General features: G+C 71.5%; 14 protein-coding genes and 3 CRISPR repeat arrays. Of the genes, 9 read left to right on the forward strand and 5 right to left on the reverse strand.

Annotated features, from left to right (window positions below):
* Window positions 1–96: 96 nt before the first annotated feature.
* From ACN6LM_RS19575 to ACN6LM_RS19585, 3 genes are read left to right on the forward strand one after another with little or no spacing between them, the layout of a single operon-like run.
* On the forward strand, window positions 97–798 hold the full coding sequence (locus tag ACN6LM_RS19575; RefSeq protein WP_445066674.1) for a YciI family protein: 702 nt from the start codon (window positions 97–99) through the stop codon (window positions 796–798).
* Window positions 795–2,069 (forward strand): RNA polymerase sigma factor, encoded by a 1,275-nt coding sequence (locus tag ACN6LM_RS19580; protein ID WP_445066675.1) that lies wholly within the window; start codon window positions 795–797, stop codon window positions 2,067–2,069. Before ACN6LM_RS19575 ends, ACN6LM_RS19580 begins: the two co-directional genes overlap by 4 nt.
* On the forward strand, window positions 2,062–2,655 hold the full coding sequence (locus tag ACN6LM_RS19585; protein ID WP_445066676.1) for a sugar O-acetyltransferase: 594 nt from the start codon (window positions 2,062–2,064) through the stop codon (window positions 2,653–2,655). Before ACN6LM_RS19580 ends, ACN6LM_RS19585 begins: the two co-directional genes overlap by 8 nt.
* A gap of 111 nt (window positions 2,656–2,766) precedes the next feature.
* Here the strand turns inward: ACN6LM_RS19585 and ACN6LM_RS19590 are convergent, their stop codons facing one another.
* Complete coding sequence (locus ACN6LM_RS19590) at window positions 2,767–3,807, reverse strand: aminoglycoside phosphotransferase family protein (RefSeq protein WP_445066677.1); 1,041 nt, start codon at window positions 3,805–3,807, stop codon at window positions 2,767–2,769.
* A 22-nt stretch (window positions 3,808–3,829) separates the two neighbouring features.
* The gene (locus tag ACN6LM_RS19595; protein WP_445066678.1) at window positions 3,830–4,744 is read right to left on the reverse strand and encodes a hypothetical protein; all 915 of its coding nucleotides are present in this window, start codon (window positions 4,742–4,744) and stop codon (window positions 3,830–3,832) included.
* A 70-nt stretch (window positions 4,745–4,814) separates the two neighbouring features.
* Here ACN6LM_RS19595 and ACN6LM_RS19600 point away from each other — a divergent pair, with 70 nt between their 5' ends.
* Window positions 4,815–5,297 (forward strand): GNAT family N-acetyltransferase, encoded by a 483-nt coding sequence (locus tag ACN6LM_RS19600; RefSeq protein ID WP_445066679.1) that lies wholly within the window; start codon window positions 4,815–4,817, stop codon window positions 5,295–5,297.
* Between the two features lie 1,351 nt (window positions 5,298–6,648).
* Window positions 6,649–7,173: a GNAT family N-acetyltransferase gene (locus ACN6LM_RS19605; RefSeq protein ID WP_445066680.1), complete on the forward strand. Its 525-nt coding sequence runs from the start codon at window positions 6,649–6,651 to the stop codon at window positions 7,171–7,173.
* Here the strand turns inward: ACN6LM_RS19605 and ACN6LM_RS19610 are convergent.
* Together ACN6LM_RS19610 and ACN6LM_RS19615 are read right to left on the reverse strand one after the other, a co-directional pair.
* Window positions 7,151–7,426 carry a DUF397 domain-containing protein gene (locus ACN6LM_RS19610; protein ID WP_445066681.1) on the reverse strand — a complete coding sequence of 92 codons (276 nt, stop codon included), beginning with the start codon at window positions 7,424–7,426 and terminating at the stop codon, window positions 7,151–7,153. The genes ACN6LM_RS19605 and ACN6LM_RS19610 overlap by 23 nt on opposite strands.
* A gap of 40 nt (window positions 7,427–7,466) precedes the next feature.
* Entirely contained in the window at window positions 7,467–8,306 is an 840-nt protein-coding gene (locus ACN6LM_RS19615) for a helix-turn-helix domain-containing protein (RefSeq protein WP_445066682.1), read from the reverse strand.
* 511 nt (window positions 8,307–8,817) lie between these two features.
* On the opposite strand from ACN6LM_RS19615, the gene ACN6LM_RS19620 reads away from it, so the two are divergent.
* Window positions 8,818–9,996 carry a methyltransferase domain-containing protein gene (locus tag ACN6LM_RS19620; RefSeq protein ID WP_445066683.1) on the forward strand — a complete coding sequence of 393 codons (1,179 nt, stop codon included), beginning with the start codon at window positions 8,818–8,820 and terminating at the stop codon, window positions 9,994–9,996.
* Window positions 9,997–10,153: 157 nt separating this feature from the next.
* Window positions 10,154–10,974: a CRISPR direct-repeat array (repeat unit 29 nt; unit sequence CCGCTCCCCGCGCACGCGGGGATGGTCCC).
* A gap of 38 nt (window positions 10,975–11,012) precedes the next feature.
* On the opposite strand, the gene ACN6LM_RS19625 is transcribed toward ACN6LM_RS19620, so the two are convergent.
* Window positions 11,013–11,900, reverse strand: coding sequence for a hypothetical protein (locus ACN6LM_RS19625; protein ID WP_445066684.1), 888 nt, complete (start codon window positions 11,898–11,900; stop codon window positions 11,013–11,015).
* 371 nt (window positions 11,901–12,271) lie between these two features.
* Window positions 12,272–12,972: a CRISPR direct-repeat array (repeat unit 29 nt; unit sequence CTGCTCCCCGCACGCGCGGGGATGGCCCC).
* A 225-nt stretch (window positions 12,973–13,197) separates the two neighbouring features.
* Here ACN6LM_RS19625 and ACN6LM_RS19630 point away from each other — a divergent pair.
* From ACN6LM_RS19630 to ACN6LM_RS19640, 3 genes are all read left to right on the forward strand, one after another.
* Window positions 13,198–13,770 carry a hypothetical protein gene (locus ACN6LM_RS19630; RefSeq protein WP_445066685.1) on the forward strand — a complete coding sequence of 191 codons (573 nt, stop codon included), beginning with the start codon at window positions 13,198–13,200 and terminating at the stop codon, window positions 13,768–13,770.
* A 209-nt stretch (window positions 13,771–13,979) separates the two neighbouring features.
* Window positions 13,980–14,741: a CRISPR direct-repeat array (repeat unit 29 nt; unit sequence CTGCTCCCCGCACGCGCGGGGATGGCCCC).
* Between the two features lie 470 nt (window positions 14,742–15,211).
* On the forward strand, window positions 15,212–15,727 hold the full coding sequence (locus ACN6LM_RS19635) for a hypothetical protein (protein WP_445066686.1): 516 nt from the start codon (window positions 15,212–15,214) through the stop codon (window positions 15,725–15,727).
* A 28-nt stretch (window positions 15,728–15,755) separates the two neighbouring features.
* Entirely contained in the window at window positions 15,756–16,685 is a 930-nt protein-coding gene (locus tag ACN6LM_RS19640) for an aminoglycoside phosphotransferase family protein (RefSeq protein WP_445066687.1), read from the forward strand.
* The last annotated feature ends 335 nt before the right edge of the window (window positions 16,686–17,020 follow it).

Raw genomic sequence — 17,020 nt, forward strand, 5'->3', positions numbered from 1 at the left:
CCGGCTTCGATTTTTTTTCTCGTCGGGCTGTCGGATCCGGTGGACACCGTTCGTCGTCTTCATGAATCGTTCGGCACGGCAGCTGGGAGAATGCTCATGAAGTACGTGTTGTTCATCGCCACGGACCCCGCCGGGGAGCGCACCGACGAGAACCCGGAGGCGTGGGTCGAGAAGTGGAACGGGCGCGGCGTCCGGCTGGAGGGCATGCCGCTCAAGCCCGTCGAGGAGACGAGTACGGTCCGGGCCCGCGGGAGCGAGGTCCTGGTCACCGACGGCCCGTTCGCCGAGACGGCCGAGTGGATCGCCGGGTACGACCTGCTGGAGGCCGCCGACCTGGACGAGGCGATCGAGGTGGCCGCCTCGCATCCGATGGCGACCGCCGGCCGCATCGAGATCCGCCCCGTCGAACCGCTCGACCACGGCACGGGCACGGACAACGTCCCGCACGAGGGCGACGCCCCCGCCTGCCGTTTCCTCGCCATCATGCGCACCGACCCGGCCGCGCCGCCGTACCCCGTGGACCCGGCCGCGGTGGCCGCGTGGATTCAGGACGGCCTGGCGTCCGGCCGCTACCTGGGCGGCGAGCACCTGAGCCCGGTCGAGGACGCCACGCTCGTACGGCGGCGCGGGGGCGAACTCCTCATCACGGACGAGGGGTACACGGACACGGCGGAGTGGGTCACGGGCATCGTCTTCGTCGACGGGGACCGGGAGCAGGCGCTGGAGTACGTGGGGCGGTGCCCGATGGCCCGGTCGGGGCTCGTGGAACTGCGCGAGTTCTGGCGGGACTTCGGGTGAGTGCGGGGGAGGGGGCCGCCGGCGAGACCGCGCCTGCGGCCGTCCGCGCGGCGCTGGCGGCCTCCCACCGCGCCGAGTGGGGCGTCGTGTTCGGCACGCTCGTCCGTCTCACCGGTGACTGGGAGCTGGCCGAGGACTGCGCGCAGGACGCCTTCGCCCGCGCCCTGCCGGCCTGGGAGCGCGACGGAGTGCCGCGCAGCCCGGGGGCGTGGCTGGTGACCGCCGCCCGGCGCCGCGCCGTGGACGTACTGCGCCGCCGTACGACGGAGCGCGACAAGGTCGCCGAGGCGGCGGCGCTGGAGGAGGGCTACGAACCGGCGCCGCCCGGCGACGAGCGGCTGAGGCTGATCTTCACCTGCTGCCACCCCGCGCTCCCGCTCGAAGCCCGGGTGGCCCTCACCCTGCGCGCGGTCGGCGGCCTCACCACGCGTGAGATCGCCCGCGCGTTCCTGGTGGCTGAGGACACCGTGTCGCAGCGCGTCCTGCGCGCCAAGCGGAAGATCGCCGCCGCGGGCATCCCGTACCGGGTGCCGCCACCCGGTGCACGCGCCGAACGCCTCGGCGGGGTCCTTGCCGTGCTCTACCTGATCTTCACCGAGGGGTACACGCCCAGCGACGGCAGCGTCATCCGCGACCAGCCGGCCGAGGAGGCCATCCGCCTGGCCCGCCTCGTCGTGGCCGAGGCCCCGGACGAGCCGGAGGCACGCGGCCTGCTGGCCCTGCTCCTGCTCCAGCATTCCCGCCGCGCCGCCCGGCTCGGCGCGGACGGCGGCCTGATCAGGATGGAGCACCAGGACCGCTCGCTGTGGGACCGCGCGCTGATCACCGAGGGCGCCGCGCTGGCCGGCGAGGCGCTTGCGGCGGGCGGCCCCTACGCGCTCCAGGCGGCGATCGCCGCCCAGCACGCCCTGGCACCGGACGCCGCCGCCACCGACTGGGCGGCCGTCGTCGCCCTGTACGACCGCCTCCTCGCCCTGCGCGCCAACCCGGTCGTGGCCCTCAACCGCGCGGTGGCCGTGGGCATGCGGGACGGACCGCAGGCCCAGCTGGAGGCCGTCGACGCGCTGGGAACGCCCAAGGAACTCGCCGGCCACCACGCCTTCCCCGCCGTGCGGGCGGACGCGCTGCGCCGCCTCGGCCGTACGGAGGAGGCGGCGCGGATGTACGAGGCCGCGAGGGCGGCGGCGCCGAATACGGCGATCGCCGCGGAATACACGCTCCGGCTCACCGGGCTGGGGCACCCGACGAAGGGGACACCGCACGATGGCTGAAACCGACCGGAACGAGATACGGGCCCGGATCGCCAAGGGGCTCGTCTACACGGAGACCGAGGCGGCCTTCCTGGCCCCGGCCCGCCGCGCGGACGAGATCTTCGCATACAACCGGACGCCCCCGGGCGACACGGCGGGGCGGCGTGCGCTGCTGACCGAGATCTTCGCCTCGGTGGGCGAACGCACGGTCCTCCAGGCGCCGTTCCACGCCGCGTTCGGCAGCAACGTGCGCATCGGGGACGACTTCTTCGGCAACGTGAACCTGACGTTCGTGGACGACGTGGAGATCCGCATCGGCGACGACGTCATGATCGCCCCCAGCGTGACCCTGACGACGACGGGCCACCCGGTGCACCCCGCGCGCCGGGCGGATTTCGGCCGCTTCTCGGAGCCGATCGTCATCGAGGACAAGGTGTGGATCGGCAGCAACGTGGTCGTCCTGCCGGGCGTCCGCATCGGCTACGGCTCGGTCATCGGCGCGGGCAGCGTCGTGAGCCGCGACATTCCTCCGATGACCGTCGCGGTGGGCACGCCGTGCCGGGTGGTCCGGCCGATCACGGACGAGGACCTCGCCACGCGCATGTAGGCGGCCGGCTCCCGAGGCCCCCCGAGGTGGGGGCGGCCCGCTCATCGAGCCCGGCGATCGACGGCCCTGTTCCGCGAGGTGGTGACCGGGTTCCCGGAGGTGGTGACCGGCTCAGCGCACCGAAGGCCCTCCGGGCCGCTCGGTCAGCAACTCCGCCAGCCGGTCCGCGAAAGCGGTGATCCACTCCAGCTCGGGCCCGCCGCGGGCGACCCGGAACCCGTGCCGCCGCGCCCAGAACGCCGCCTGCACGGCGTGCAACTGCGCCCACCGCCGCACCCGTTCACGTTCCAGCCCGGCGGCGTCGGCGTACACGTCCACGATGCGGTGCACGGCGCTGCGGAGGTCGGGGGCGGCCGGCCCCGCGCCCGTGCCTGGTCCCGTGCCTGGTCCCGTGCCTGGTCCCGTGCCCGGTCCCGGTCCCGCTCCCGCTCCCGCTCCCGCTCCCGCGAGGGCGTACGCGTGCGACTTCATCAGTGCCCCGACGTCGTACGCCGGATCACCCGCGTATCCCTTGGGATCGACGGCGAGCCAAGGCTCACGCTCGGCCCGCAGGATGTTCCGCCCGTGGAGGTCGCCGTGGACGAGCGTGTCGGGCTGCTGACGCCCCAACTCCCGCACGGTGGCGAGGGCGGCGTCCAGCACGGGGCGCGGCAGGGCGTGCGCGAGCTCGGCGTCGTCCCTGCGCAGCCCGTCCTCCCACTCCCCGGCCCGCTCACTGAGCCGGGGCAGCCCCTCGGGCGCGGGCACGGCGAGCCGCCGCCCGAGCCCCGCGGCGACGGCCACCACCTCGTCCCCGTCGGCCGCCTCGGCGAGCGTCACCGGCGAGACCCGCTCCAGCAGCATCGCGTACCGGGCGTCGTCCCGCTCGTACAGCGCGACGGCCCCGCGCCCGCCCCAGGCGACGAACGCGTCGGGCTCGTGGTCGTTGCCGGGGTGCGGGAAGGAGACCTTGAGCACGGCGGGAGGCGTGCCGTCGCGGCGTACGGGGACGATGACCCCGACGCCGCCGTGCCTGACGTCGCCGTCGGGTGCGCAGGCCCAGGCATCGGCCAAGTCGGCGACAAGGGCGGGCAGTTCCGCGATCCAACGCGCCCCGGCGTCGCCTTCGCGTGCGACGGTGGTCCGCGCGAACTCCTCCGGAATCACGATCATCCGGGCACCTTACGCGGGCGGATCACGGCTCGACCCTCAAATGCCGCCCCCAGACCTGGGCCTTGCGGAACGGCCCGTCCCCGTCGCTGGTGTGCTGCGACGAGTCGAAGGCGACCCAGTACACGAACTCCCCTTCGTGCGCCTGGGGATGGCCGTTGGGTTCGGGCACGTCCAGGGCGTCGACGGTCCCGGCGAACTCGACGGCCTGCCACGGCCCGTCCCACCCCTCGTCGCGTACGACGACGACCCGAGTGCCGGGGGCCATCGCACCGGGCGGCCAGGCCCGGCTCAGCACCGGGAAGTGGGGCCGCCAGCCGGGACGGACGTACGGCACCGGCCCGGCCCACGGCTCGCGGTGGCGCCGCCCCTCGTGGTTGGCGTTGCGGGGGAGGTACCCGCGGAAGAAGTCGGCGCCGCGCAGCCCGTCGTGGAGCTGCCCGGCGCACTCGGTGACGGGCGAGACCGAGGTGGGGTCGGCGGCCCGGAAGACCCCGCCGTCCAGCCGGAACGCCTGGCCCTCGTCCGGGTCGGTGCCACAGGCCGCGACGAGCCGGCCCTCGCGGAAGGCGGCCGCGTACTCGTGGAGAAGCTCCCCGCCGAAGGTGCTGTCGCTGATGACGACGACGGGCGCGGCGAGGCTGAGGAACGACCCCAGCAGGAGTTCGGTGTCGTCGAACGCGTCCAGCGGATCGGGCATCGCGGGCACGCCCGCCGCCTCGCGCCAGGCGTCCAGCGCGGGCGGCGTGAGCCCCCGCGGGTCGTATCCGAGCCCGCTGACGGCGTGCGCCAGCTCCCAGGGGGCGGGCAGCACCCAGCCCTCCGGCAGGGCGGGGTCGCCGGTGCGGGGCGCGTAGGCGGACCCACCGGGGATCACCAGGTCGTAGAGCGGCAACGCGTGCGCGTCGAGCGTGAGTACGCAGTTGAGGTGGAAGCCCATGGGCGGCATCGTCACACGCGGCGCGCGGACATGCGTGCGCCGCGTGTGACGATGCCGAGGGAGACGCCCGATGCCGATGCCGATGCCGATGACGGTCCGCCCCGCCCGCCGCGATGACGTCCCGTCCCTCGCGACCCTGATCGAGGAGATCGAACGCTTCTACGGGGCCACGGACATCCAGCCCCTGGCGGAACGCCGCGCCCAGATCGAGGAGTCCCTGTTCGCCCCGGTCCCGCTCGCGCAGGTGCTGCTCGCGGACCCGGGCGACGGCACCCTCGCGGGGATGGCCGCGTACTCGTTCCTCTGGCCGGCGAGGGGGACGACCCATGCGCTGTTCCTGAAGGAGCTGTACGTGAGTGAACCGTGGCGGGGAGGGGGCGTGGGCGCCCACCTGATGGCAGAACTCCGCGCGGTGGCGTCGGCCCGCCCGGGGTGCAGCCGGATGGAGTGGATGGGGGACACGGACAACGCGCGGGCGCTGGGGTTCTACGGGGCGCTGGGCTTCCAGGTGGTGGAGGGGAAGGTGGTGTACCGGGTGGGGGTGGAGGGGTGAGGGGGCGAGGTGGCGGGGTCCTGTGAACGGGGGGTGTGGGCGCGGGTGTTGGCCTACGCTTGCGGCGTATGCGGACTGTGTGGACGTTGAGGCGGTTATGCCGGAGTGAGCGAAAGTGGTCGGAAACCACGCCGACGCGAGACAACGCCGCAGGTCACGAAGAGTGCTCCCCGCGCGTGCGGGGATGGTCCCTGGGCAATGCCCTTGGCGAGGGGCCGCTTGACGTGCTCCCCGCGCGTGCGGGGATGGTCCCGCCCCGCATCCGAGGCGAGGACCCCTTGACGGGTGCTCCCCGCGCGTGCGGGGATGGTCCCTCGGCGACGCTGACCTTTGGCCCGATCTCTACGTGCTCCCCGCGCGTGCGGGGATGGTCCCGTTGGAGGCTGGGTAGACCCCACTGTCGGGAAGTGCTCCCCGCGCGTGCGGGGAAGGTCCCCATGGGGTGATTCATGCCGCCAGTCTGGCCCCGTGCTCCCCGCGCGTGCGGGGATGGTCCCGGATCGGTGAGCGTCGCCAACGGCCACGGCGCGTGCTCCCCGCGCGTGAGGGGATGGTCCCGCCCCGGGGCAGGGGCCCCGACACCGGCCGCTGTGCTCCCCGCGCGTGCGGGGATGGTCCCGGGGCAGCCATCGCGAAGTCCCGCGCCAGCAAGTGCTCCCCGCGCGTGCGGGGATGGTCCCGCCGTTCGTCTGGTGCGAGATCGTCGCCAGGAGTGCTCCCCGCGCGTGCGGGGATGGTCCCTGCTTCACACGGCCAGCGCCGAACGTGCTCGGTGCTCCTCGCGCGTGCGGGGACGGTGCCGGTCAGGGATGGCGGGGTCGCTGTCCCCGGACGTGCTCCCCGCGCGTGCGGGGATGGTCCCGGGGCTCCCTTCTCCAACAGCCGGTTGGCCTCGTGCTCCCTGCGCGTGCGGGGATGGTCCCAAGCCGGACGTGTTCGCGGTCACCCGGGCCCGGTGCTCCCCGCGCGTGCGGGGATGGTCCTGGCATCAAGGGTATGGGCAGCTGGCTCAAGGGCTGCTCCCCGCGCGTGCGGGAATGGCCCCCAGCGTCGTGGCGACGGACCGTCTTTCCAGCCCTGCTCCCCGTGTGTGTGGGGATGGTCCTGCGCCCTTCCACGGGCACGAGGTGACCAGCACCTTGCTCCCCGCGCGTACGGGGATGGTCCCGCGCGATCCTCGCGGCGACCGGCACGGCGATTCTGCTCCCCGCGCGTTGGGGATGTCCCCCACTGCCCGGCCTGCTGCGCCGCTTCACCTGCTGCTTCCCGCGCCTGCGGGGAAGCGCGCAGCGATTCGTAAGCCCCCCGAGGCCACGCCACAGGGCAGCCGCCGCCACGTAGCCTGGCCCCCATGTCTGCCCGTTCAGGGGCCCACCCCGCACCCCTCGTCCTCCGCCCCCTCGCCTTCACGGCCGAGGAGATCCGCGAGGTCGTCGCCCTCTACGCAAGCAACCCGGCGTACTGGCGCGCGGCGGGTGAGTACGACCCCGACGACATCCAGGCGGCGAATGTTGAGGCTGATCTCAGAGGGGAAGCCGGCACGGAGGGCGGCGAGGTGTTGCTTGCGCGGGATGGGGAAGGGCGTCTCGCGGGGATCGTCTGTCTGCTCGACCGGCATCCGAAGGACGGCCTGCCCTGGATCGGGCTGCTCATGGTGGATGGCCACAGCCGCCGTGCGGGGCTGGGGCGGCGCCTCGCCGGGCTGGTCGAGGAGCGGTTCCGGGCCGAGGGGAGGAGCGGCGTCCGGCTCGCCGTACTCGAGAACAACCCGGACGCCCAGGCCTTCTGGGGCTTCCTCGGTTGGCGGGAGATCGACCGGCGCCAGGACCTGGCCCACGGCCGGCCGTGCATTGTCATGCACAAGGGCCTGGCCTGAGCGGGAGCGCCTTTGTCGTCCTCGTACGCCGCCCACCGCCGCGTGGCAGCGGTGGCGCGGCCTCGTAACAGGGGCGGGTAGGTCGCCCGGACCGTCTCGACTCTCCGGTCCCTACACCTTCCACGAACGACGAGAAAGCCTCGGTGCGGACCGGCAGCCTCGGGCCGTCGGCGGCACGCTTGGAGTCACGGATCGGAACGGCCCCGGTCGTAGAGGGCAGGGACGACGGCGACCCCGATGTGCCCGCCGCCATTCGAGCCCACCAAGTTCTCACTCGTACGGAGAGTCGGAAATCACGGGGCACCCTTACGTAACCGGTTGATCAAAGCCACTGACGCTGCCTGTGACAGCGACTCCCCCTGAAGTTGATGGTAAGCGGTAAGCATGGGCACCACGAGTGATGTTTCGCGTTCCACGTGTCCCTGTGCTTCGGATTCGGCGTACGCGACGACGGATCGATCAGGGAGAGTGAGCAGGTTGACGGGCAGGTGAAATGCCCGTCTTTCCCCCAGGGAGAACGGCGCCACATGAATGAACCAGTTGGGGAGCGTTGCCAGTTCTTCCAGCCGTTCCAGCTGCCTGTTCATGACCTGCGGGCCACCAACCGCTTGGAGGAGGCAACTCTCGTCCACGATGACGAAGAGCACTGGCGGTCGCTGCCTCACCAGTGTGGCCTGCCGCTTCAACACCAGTGACACGCGCTCTTCGGCCTGTTCCGCGGTGACGGAACCGCGCTGTACGTAACTGTGGTTCAAGGCGCGTGCGTACTCCGGGGTTTGCATCAGGCCGGGGATGAGGGAGACCTGGAAGAGCCGAATCTCCACGGCCCGGCCCTCGTATCCCACGTATTCGGGGAAGCCCTCCAGCATGCTGCCGCGCTTGAGCTTGCGCCATTCACGCTCGAAGGACTCGGACGTGCCTGCCAGGCCAAACACAGCATCAGCCTTACGCGAAAACATCAGAGTTGCAGGTTTGCGGCCGGTTTCGATTGCCGAGACATGGCGTCCGCTGCATCCGACTACCGAGGCAAAGTGATCCTGAATCCAGCCGCGCGACTCGCGCATTTTTCGTAGACGCGCGCCGTAAGCGGCCTGTGGTGAGGCGTTCGGATTCAGCTCTTTGATGTTGGCCAACGTGCCCTCCCTTGACGCTACGTTGCCACGTTGCTGTTCCGGCGAGGCTAAGCCACTCTGGGCGCTCCTGGTAGTGAAAGCGCTACGAAGGGACACGTAAACGTGCCTATCGAAGAGCATCGAACCGCGCCGGCCCCCGGCCCTCTCCCCACCCGGACCGACGACGAAGGCCCCCCGAGCCGCGAGCTGCGGCGGGACCCGGACATCTCGCGTTACGCGTCGCTCGCGGCGTTCCCGCCCTGCCGGTGCGGGGCGCCCATCTGCCCGGACAGCTCGCAGAGGCCCGGGGCATCGCCGGTCGACATCCGCGTACGCGTACGGGAGACGAACGCGATGCACGCGAAGTACCGCCTGTGACGGCGCGGGCGCAAGGACGACGACACGTAACGCGAGAGAGGCGGAACAGGGTGAACGAGGCCATGAACGGAACGACGAACGGCGTGGCGGCACGGCCGGGCGAGCGGGGCGGCCTGTCCGGGCTCCCGAATGCGCCGAAGGGCGTGGCAGCAGCATGAGCGAGCAGACGGTGAGCGTGCACGCAACGCGCGAGGACGTGGCGTACGCGCTCACGACAGACGGCGTGCTGAAGGCGCACTGGGTGGACGCGTATGCGCGGGTGCCCAGGCAGGCGTTCCTGCCGGACACGATCTGGCCGTACGACATGGCGACCGGGAGGACGGCCCACGTGTCGCGGACGGAGAACGCGCAGGCGTGGCGCGGGTACGCGAACGCGGATGTGCCGATCGTGACGCAGTGGGACGACGGGGAGCACGCCGGCCGCGTACCGGGCCGGCTGCCGACGTCGTCGGCCTCGATGCCGAGCGTCGTCTTCCGGATGCTGGACGAGCTCGCGGTGGACGACTATTGCCGCGTCCTCGAAATCGGTACGGGGACGGGCTGGAACGCGGCGCTGCTGGCCCACAAGGTGGGCGAGGAGAACGTCGTCAGCGTGGAGGTGGACGAGGCGGTGGCGAACCGGGCGCGCGAGGCCCTGGACCACTTTTTCGGCGCCCCGGTGGAGGTGGTCCACGGCGACGGGCGCGCGGGTGCGCCGGGACGGGGCGTGTTCGACAGAGTGATCGCCACGTGCGGAGTCCGCGAGATCCCGTATGCGTGGGTGGAGCAGACGCGACCCGGGGGTGTGATCGTGGCGCCCTGGAGTACGGGCTTCACCCATGCCGACGCGGTGCTGCGGTTGACGGTGGACGCGACGGGGAAGAGCGCAACGGGCAGGTTCACGGGCCCGGTGGAGTTCATGAAGCTGAGGGCGCACCGGTCGGCCCCGATCGACCACGAGTCGTACGCGTCGGGACTCCCGTCCGCTCCGGCAGCGACGACCACATCCGACGCCGCGAAGGCCCTGGCCACGACCGACCGCTTCAGCCCGCTGATCTTCGCGCTGGGCCTCCGCGTCCCCGCCTGCACGTACATCGCCGCCGAGAAGGTGCGCGGCACACAGCCCCACTGGTTCTACGGCAGGAAGGACCGGTCCTGGGCGTGTGTGCTGGTGGACGATGGGGAGACGGTGAGCCGCGTGTGGCAGTGGGGGCGGCGGCGGTTGTGGGACGAGGTGGAGGGGGCGTACGCGTGGTGGGCGGAGCGGGGGAGGCCGGGGTGGGGGCGGTTCGGGGTGACGGCGCGGGGGGAGGGGGAGAGGGTTTGGCTGGATGAGGTGGGGGAGTGGGTATGAGGGTCGGCGCTCGGCGAGAACGGGCCTACGGTGTCGGGCAGTTGGCCTAGGGTGTGGTGTGTATGCCAGCTGTGGGGTCATTGAGGCGGTTATGCCGGAGTGCGCGAAAGTAGTCAGAAACGCCACTCACCCGAGACAAACCCGCAGGTCACGCAGTCCGCTCCCCGCGCACGCGGGGATGGTCCCTCGTGCCACACCCCGTCGACCTCGAACAACATCCGCTCCCCGCGCACGCGGGGATGGTCCCGTGCGCTCGGGCCGCATCGGGGGCGCTCAGGTCCGCTCCCCGCGCACGCGGGGATGGTCCCGGGGCAGCCGGCCACGAAGAAGCAGAAGCCGCCCGCTCCCCGCGCACGCGGGGATGGTCCCGGGCTGCTGCCCAAGACGACCGGGCTGGTCAACCGCTCCCCGCGCACGCGGGGATGGTCCCCCCCTCCCCGAGTGGGTCATCGCCCGACGGATCGCTCCCCGCGCACGCGGGGATGGTCCCCTGCCGAGCCTGTTCCTTCAGCCCGTGAGTCCCCGCTCCCCGCGCACGCGGGGATGGTCCCCCCACGGTGCTGCCGGAGAACCTGTGGCTGATCCGCTCCCCGCGCACGCGGGGATGGTCCCACCGGCCCGGTCGCGATCCTGCGCTGCAAGCTCCGCTCCCCGCGCACGCGGGGATGGTCCCGCCACCATCCTGGGGTCCGGTCAGGTCACATCCCGCTCCCCGCGCACGCGGGGATGGCCCCGCGACGCAGCCCCCGGCCATGGGCACCACGCACTGCTCCCCGCGCATGCGGGGATGGTCCCAAGGCGATCTCCGCGGCGCTCAAGTACATGTTCTGCTCCCCGCGCACGCGGGGATGGTTCCCGCATCACGCGGTTCTCTTCCAGAGCCCAGTCCTGCTCCCCGCGCACGCTGGGATGGTCCCGACCTCCTGGAACGGCTTACCGCCACGCGAGCCTGCTCCCCGCGCCCGCGGGGATGGCCCGACGACGGCCACGCCTCCCGCCGGGCCGCGGCGCGTCGGTCAGGACTGCTGGCCGCCCGCCTGCTTGACGACCTTGTCCGTCACGTCGACCGTGTCCCCGGCGGCGGGTGCGTCGACATCGACATCGGTTCCGAAGTCGCTGAAGTCCATGACGACCTTCGCCTTGCCCCGGTTCGCTGAACCGGAGTCCTTCGCGCCCCCGGCCGGCTGCGCGGTCATCTCGATTTGCTGGCGGCGCATCAGCCCCTTGCCGTCGACCCACAGGTCCACCGGCACCGTCTTGCCGAGTTGTTCGCGCAGTTTCCGAGCCTGTGCGGCGTCGCCCTTGGCGAGCTTGTCGATGTCCAGGCTGACCTTGTAGTGCGTCGTCTCGACACCACCCAGGCTCTCCGTGCCGACCTTCTTCACGTCCTTCTCGGACAGTGCCTTGGAGTAGGCGAACGAGTTGGTCGGATCGCTCACCTGGCTGCTTCCGGCGGCCCCGGAGGTACGCAGCTTCTCCATGTCGATCTTCATCCAGCTCTTGCCCCCGGGCAGGCCGCCCTCGCCCTTCGGCGGCTTCTGGTAGATCATCTTGTCCACCACCCGCTGCTCCAGCCGCTGACCCGACTGCTCCATGGTCAGCTTGCTCTCCCCATCCTCGAAGTCCATGACGCCGGAGCCGGTGATCGTCTGGCTCTGACCTTCGGCGCTGACCGAGGTCGTGATCTTCACGCGCGCGGACCCGGCCTCGGTGGTGTTCTTGTTGGTCGCCTGCACGACCTGCGAGGGCGACGTGTCGGCAGTCTTGCCCGCCCTGGAGGGCTTCGAGTCGTTCGCGGAGTCGCCCTTGTCGTCCGACCCGCACCCGGCGAGCGCGGCAACGGCCAGTAAGCCCGCCACCCCGTACGCCGCCGCCTTGGACTTCCGGGACTTCACATTCGCCATCACAGCAGCCTCCCCAAATAAGAACCGTTACGTCAGGTATGCGCCCGGTGCCCTGGAGGTGGACCCGCATGCGAAGCGTCGCCTGTTCTACGCCAGCCGCAGTAGTTTCCGTCCAGGCGGGCTTCCCGGATGCGTGAACTGTTCCCGCTTGTGGCCGGCTCTCGGATGAAGGGATATTGCGGGGCGCTGGGGCGTGGTGAGGTTGGTAGGGCGAGACGGCGCGTGCGGCGGCGAAGGGGCACAGAGGCCAGGAGCGTTGGCGTACCCTTGCCGCGTATGCCTGACGTGTGATCGTTGAGGTGGTTATGCCGGACTCTGTGAAAGTGGTCAGAAACGGTGCTCCCGCCCAATAGATCCGCAGGTCAGGGAGTCTGCTCCCCGCACGCGCGGGGATGGCCCCTGACTGCCGGTGATGTCCTGATCGTTCTGGTTCTGCTCCCCGCACGCGCGGGGATGGCCCCTCCTGCAGACACAGGGGCCGTTCGCGCCGATCCTGCTCCCCGCACGCGCGGGGATGGCCCCCGCCCTCTGGTCGACTCAGCGGACCGGTGTCGCTGCTCCCCGCACGCGCGGGGATGGCCCCGAACAGTGGGGCCGGTCCACCATCCGAAAGATCTGCTCCCCGCACGCGCGGGGATGGCCCCGACACGCTCCTGCATCCGGACGCGCCTGCACCCTGCTCCCCGCACGCGCGGGGATGGCCCCTCCGACTTCCCGGCGCCGGTTACGCCCATGACCTGCTCCCCGCACGCGCGGGGATGGCCCCAGCGGTGAAACCAACGGAACCAGGAAGGCACCCTGCTCCCCGCACGCGCGGGGATGGCCCCCTGGCGAATCGTGGCGAATCCTTGCTGCCAGTCTGCTCCCCGCACGCGCGGGGATGGCCCCGCGATCGTCCACGCTGGACTCACCCCGGACTGCTGCTCCCCGCACACGCGGGGATGGCCCCTCGATGAGGACCAGGCCGAGGACGTCGCCGGTCTGCTCCCCGCACGCGCGGGGATGACCCCAGGCCGGTGTGGAGCTCGTCCCCCCGGACCAGCTGCTCCCCGCACGCGCGGGTATGGTCTCCGGGGTAGGCGACGACCGGCGTACCGATCGGACTGTTCCCCGCATGCGCAGGGATGACAGCTCTGTCGCCGACCCCGTGTTCTCACTTGCTTGAACGAGAGCCAGCAGGCCGCAGCGGGGCGTCGATGGAGCAGATGGCAGAAGCTGGGCCGCTTGCCCAGTCCCCCAGGAACAACGGCACTTGAGGCCCACCGCTCATCCCGAACAAGCGGTCTAAGATGCGTCGATGCTGCCCTTCGCTCCGCCGCAGATACCGGCGAACGAACTCAGTCCCGGCCGCCTCTGGTACGCGGTAGCGGCCGTGACCACGGTCGCACTGATCGTGCTGGGCGTGGTCCTCGGGGTCTATCGCTTCAACAACATGGTCGACGCGGTCGACACCGACCACCAGTTCGCCAACGGCGACATCTTCTCCCTCCGGCTCGGCCCGGAGAGCGAGCGGACGATCTGGATCAAGGACAGGGGCCCGTCGGCCGCCCAGGATTGCAACATCACCGGGCCAGGCAACCCGCGCCTTGGGGGCCCGGGAATCGACGTGTTCCTCACACGCGACGAGACCTGGAATCCCCTGTACGACATCGAAGCGTCTCGAACGGGCAACTACAAGATCACCTGCTCATCCGAAGGGCCGTCCCAGTACGCCATCGGGAAATCCGGCGGCATCGTCACGTTTCTGGGTGGGTCGATTCTGGCCGTCGTTCTACCTGTCGTCGGAGTCAGCCTCGGTACTGTCATCGTGATCGTCACGGCCGTACGCCGCAGAGACCACCGCAAGCGGCTGCTCGCTGAGCGGCTTTGACGGCTGCGTAGGGCGTCGGTAAACCGTGCAGGCGGCGCAGCCGATGTGATGTCGTTCGGCTTAAGAAGCTTGCGAAACCGTGCGAATTCATCGGACGGGGCTATCGATCTTTGACTTTGCCGCAATGGGGCGATAGGGCAGCTATGTCGGAATGTGTGAAAGTGGTCAAAAACCGTGCCCGCGCGGGATAACGTCGCAGGTCACGAAGGCTGCTCCCCGCACGCGCGGGGATGGCCCCGCTCGCTTTCGTCCTGGCAGCGGACGCGGCGCCTGCTCCCCGCACGCGCGGGGATGGCCCCGGTGCAGGAAAGACCACGGCGATACAGCTCATCTGCTCCCCGCACGCGCGGGGATGGCCCCCACTCCACCACCTACGTCGACGACGTCACCGGCTGCTCCCCGCACGCGCGGGGATGGCCCCTCCACATGACGCCTAACGCGATCCGGATCATGCTGCTCCCCGCACGCGCGGGGATGGCCCCCGCATGAGCGGCAAGGGCACGCTGCGGGTCGTCTGCTCCCCGCACGCGCGGGGATGGCCCCTCCGGGACCAGTACCTCGGAACGACGCAGTCCCTGCTCCCCGCACGCGCGGGGATGGCCCCAGCACTTCGGTGGGGTTGCCAGGGAAGAGGCCCTGCTCCCCGCACGCGCGGGGATGGCCCCCCGACGATGACCGTATCCCGGGCCTGCTGATCCTGCTCCCCGCACGCGCGGGGATGGCCCCGCGGCCAGGAGCATGAACGCGGCGCCGCCGACCTGCTCCCCGCATGCGCGGGGATGGCCCCCAAGTCACGGGGGTTGTGCTCCTGCCGGGAGGCTGCTCCCCGCACGCGCGGGGATGGCCCCATCCGCAAACCGGGCAGCGTCACCATGGCGCGCTGCTCCCCGCACGCGCGGGGATGGCCCCGCCGGGATTGTGCCAACGTGGAACACGATCGCCCGCTCCCCGCACGCGCGGGGATGGCCCCGTGACCACGATCCCGCCGCTGGAGAACGCGATCTGCTCCCCGCACGCGGGGATGGCCCCTAGAAGTACTACCCACTGTTGGGGTGCAAGACCTGCTCCCCGCACACGCGGGGATGGTCCCCAGCGCGACCCGGAGCGCGACGAGACCGACCACTGCTCCCCGGACACGCAGGGATGGCCCCGACACGACGAACAAGCCGATCAAGGGCCCGTTCTGCTCCCTGCATGCGCGGGGATGGCCCCGGCGAGGGCTGGGTTGTCGCGGCCCGGTGTGCCTACTCCCCGCACCCGCGGGGACAGCAAATGGCCCCGCCCCGCACATACATCGACCGCCGCGAGTGGCCTCACCTGCTCCTCGCCCCTGCGCGCATGGGCCGGCCCCAGAACAAGCCCCGCAGCCCCCAGGGAAGGATCGCGGCCATATGGTCGAACGCGTGCAACGCCCAACGCAGTCGGCAGCCGGGGAGGTCCAATGGCAAGCAGGTGTTACGCGCGCGCCGGGATAGCTGCGTGCAGCTGGCTTCTGGTGGCGTGCGCCGGGCCCGCTCAGTACTACGGCGGGACCGGCATCCACGACGCCACCGCCACCGAGATCGCCGGCGACTGGGCGAACGTCGAGGGGACCCGGGTCGAGTTGCACGAGGACGGGACGGCGTTGCTCAAGAAGCTCGATGGGCAGGACTTCGACTACGACGAGGGGTGGCGCCTCTCCGGTACGGGGGCCTGGCGGTTGGCCGACACCGACGGCGGGCAGGTCGTCCGGCTCGCGCTGAAGGCGCCGTCACGGGTGGACAGGCGTGCCCCGCAAGCCGCCGGGAACTCGTCCCCGTCTGCGGACGCGCAGTCTCCGTCCGCGTACAACTGGTCGCTCCACGTGGACCGTTCCGAACGGAAGCACGAGTTGAAACTGTTCTTCTTCTACGGGGACCCCGACATCGGCAACACGTACGTGCTGACGCGCACAGCGAAGAAATCGCCCGCCCCGTAACGGAGTTCGGCCGACTACGGTGGCCCGCATGACCGACGCCGACGCCGACGCCCGAGCCGACCTGACCCCCGACCTGATTCGCGCCCTCCTTCGCGACCAGCACCCCGATCTCGCCGATCTCCCCCTGGAGCTGGGCGCACGTGGGTGGGACAACCAGGTGTGGCGGCTGGGGGACGAGCTCGCCGTGCGGTTGCCGTGGGCAACCGAGTCCGCAGACGAGTTGTTGCTCAAGGAGCACGCCTGGGTGCCCGTGCTGGCCCCGGGCCTCCCGCTGCCCGTGCCCGTGCCGCAGCGCCTCGGCGTACCGTCCGAACGATTCCCGCGGCCCTGGCTGGTCACCACGTGGGTGTCCGGTGAGCCTGCCGACCGGGTTCCGGCGACCCGGGCCGAGGACGCGGCCGACACCTTGGCCCGGTTCCTCGGCGCTCTGCACCGGCCGGCCCCGCCCGAGGCGCCCTCCGGGCGGGGGCGCGGCGGGCCGTTGGGGCCGTACGGGGAGCACTTCGGGCACGCGCTCGCCGCCGTCACCGAGAAGGGGCTGGTCGCCGATCCCGACCCGGTCCGCCGCGTCTGGGAGGACGCGGTCGCAGCTCCCGACTGGGACGGGCCCGCGCTGTGGCTCCACGGCGATCTGCATCCCGCCAACGTGCTGACCGCCAACGGCACGTTCTGCGGGGTCATCGACTTCGGTGACCTCTTCGCGGGTGACCCGGCCTGTGACCTCGCCGCCGCCTGGATCCTGCTCCCGGACGGCGCCGCCGACCGCTTCCACGCCGCCTGCCGGCCCGCCCCGGACGTGGCAACTCTTCGCCGTGCCCGGGGGTGGGCGGTCCTGCGCGCGCTGAGTGGCCTGCTCATCGCGGACGACGGTGACCGGGGGCTCCCCAACGGCAAGTCGACGTGGGGGCCGCCCGCTCGGAGGTCACTGGAGCGGCTGGTCGCGTCCCTGGGGCAGTGATGCGACCGGCTTGCGCCGCGGAGCCCGTAAAAGATCCGTGAGTTGGGGGTTCGCCCGCGTCTCCGTGCGGCAGCCGCGTCTGTGCCGCCTCCATGCCGTCCCCGCCCGAGGGCCTTGAACGCGAGCGCCGTCCGGGGCCGCGCGTGGCGGCGGATCAGGTCGACGTCGACGACATGCTCGTCTGCGGATTCCGCCCCCCCGACGACCACTACGTCCCTGGGTCGTTCGGTGAGCGCCGCTACGGGCGTGGGCTCGCCGAGTTGTCGAACACGATCAGGGGCAGGGCCGCGTCGATGTTGCGCTCCCGAAACGCACGAACTCCCCGTCGAGCGTTG

It is taken from the genome of Streptomyces sp. SAS_281 (assembly GCF_052542855.1).

Coding starts and splice junctions, on each gene's coding strand:
- ACN6LM_RS19575 (WP_445066674.1), top strand. CDS start 97: ATGAAGTACGTGTTGTTCATCGCCACGGACCCCGCCGGGGAGCGCACC.
- ACN6LM_RS19585 (WP_445066676.1), top strand. CDS start 2,062: ATGGCTGAAACCGACCGGAACGAGATACGGGCCCGGATCGCCAAGGGG.
- ACN6LM_RS19590 (WP_445066677.1), bottom strand. CDS start 3,807: ATGATCGTGATTCCGGAGGAGTTCGCGCGGACCACCGTCGCACGCGAA.
- ACN6LM_RS19595 (WP_445066678.1), bottom strand. CDS start 4,744: ATGGGCTTCCACCTCAACTGCGTACTCACGCTCGACGCGCACGCGTTG.
- ACN6LM_RS19600 (WP_445066679.1), top strand. CDS start 4,815: ATGCCGATGCCGATGCCGATGACGGTCCGCCCCGCCCGCCGCGATGAC.
- ACN6LM_RS19605 (WP_445066680.1), top strand. CDS start 6,649: ATGTCTGCCCGTTCAGGGGCCCACCCCGCACCCCTCGTCCTCCGCCCC.
- ACN6LM_RS19610 (WP_445066681.1), bottom strand. CDS start 7,426: ATGGCGGCGGGCACATCGGGGTCGCCGTCGTCCCTGCCCTCTACGACC.
- ACN6LM_RS19620 (WP_445066683.1), top strand. CDS start 8,818: ATGAGCGAGCAGACGGTGAGCGTGCACGCAACGCGCGAGGACGTGGCG.
- ACN6LM_RS19625 (WP_445066684.1), bottom strand. CDS start 11,900: ATGGCGAATGTGAAGTCCCGGAAGTCCAAGGCGGCGGCGTACGGGGTG.
- ACN6LM_RS19630 (WP_445066685.1), top strand. CDS start 13,198: ATGCTGCCCTTCGCTCCGCCGCAGATACCGGCGAACGAACTCAGTCCC.
- ACN6LM_RS19635 (WP_445066686.1), top strand. CDS start 15,212: ATGGCAAGCAGGTGTTACGCGCGCGCCGGGATAGCTGCGTGCAGCTGG.
- ACN6LM_RS19640 (WP_445066687.1), top strand. CDS start 15,756: ATGACCGACGCCGACGCCGACGCCCGAGCCGACCTGACCCCCGACCTG.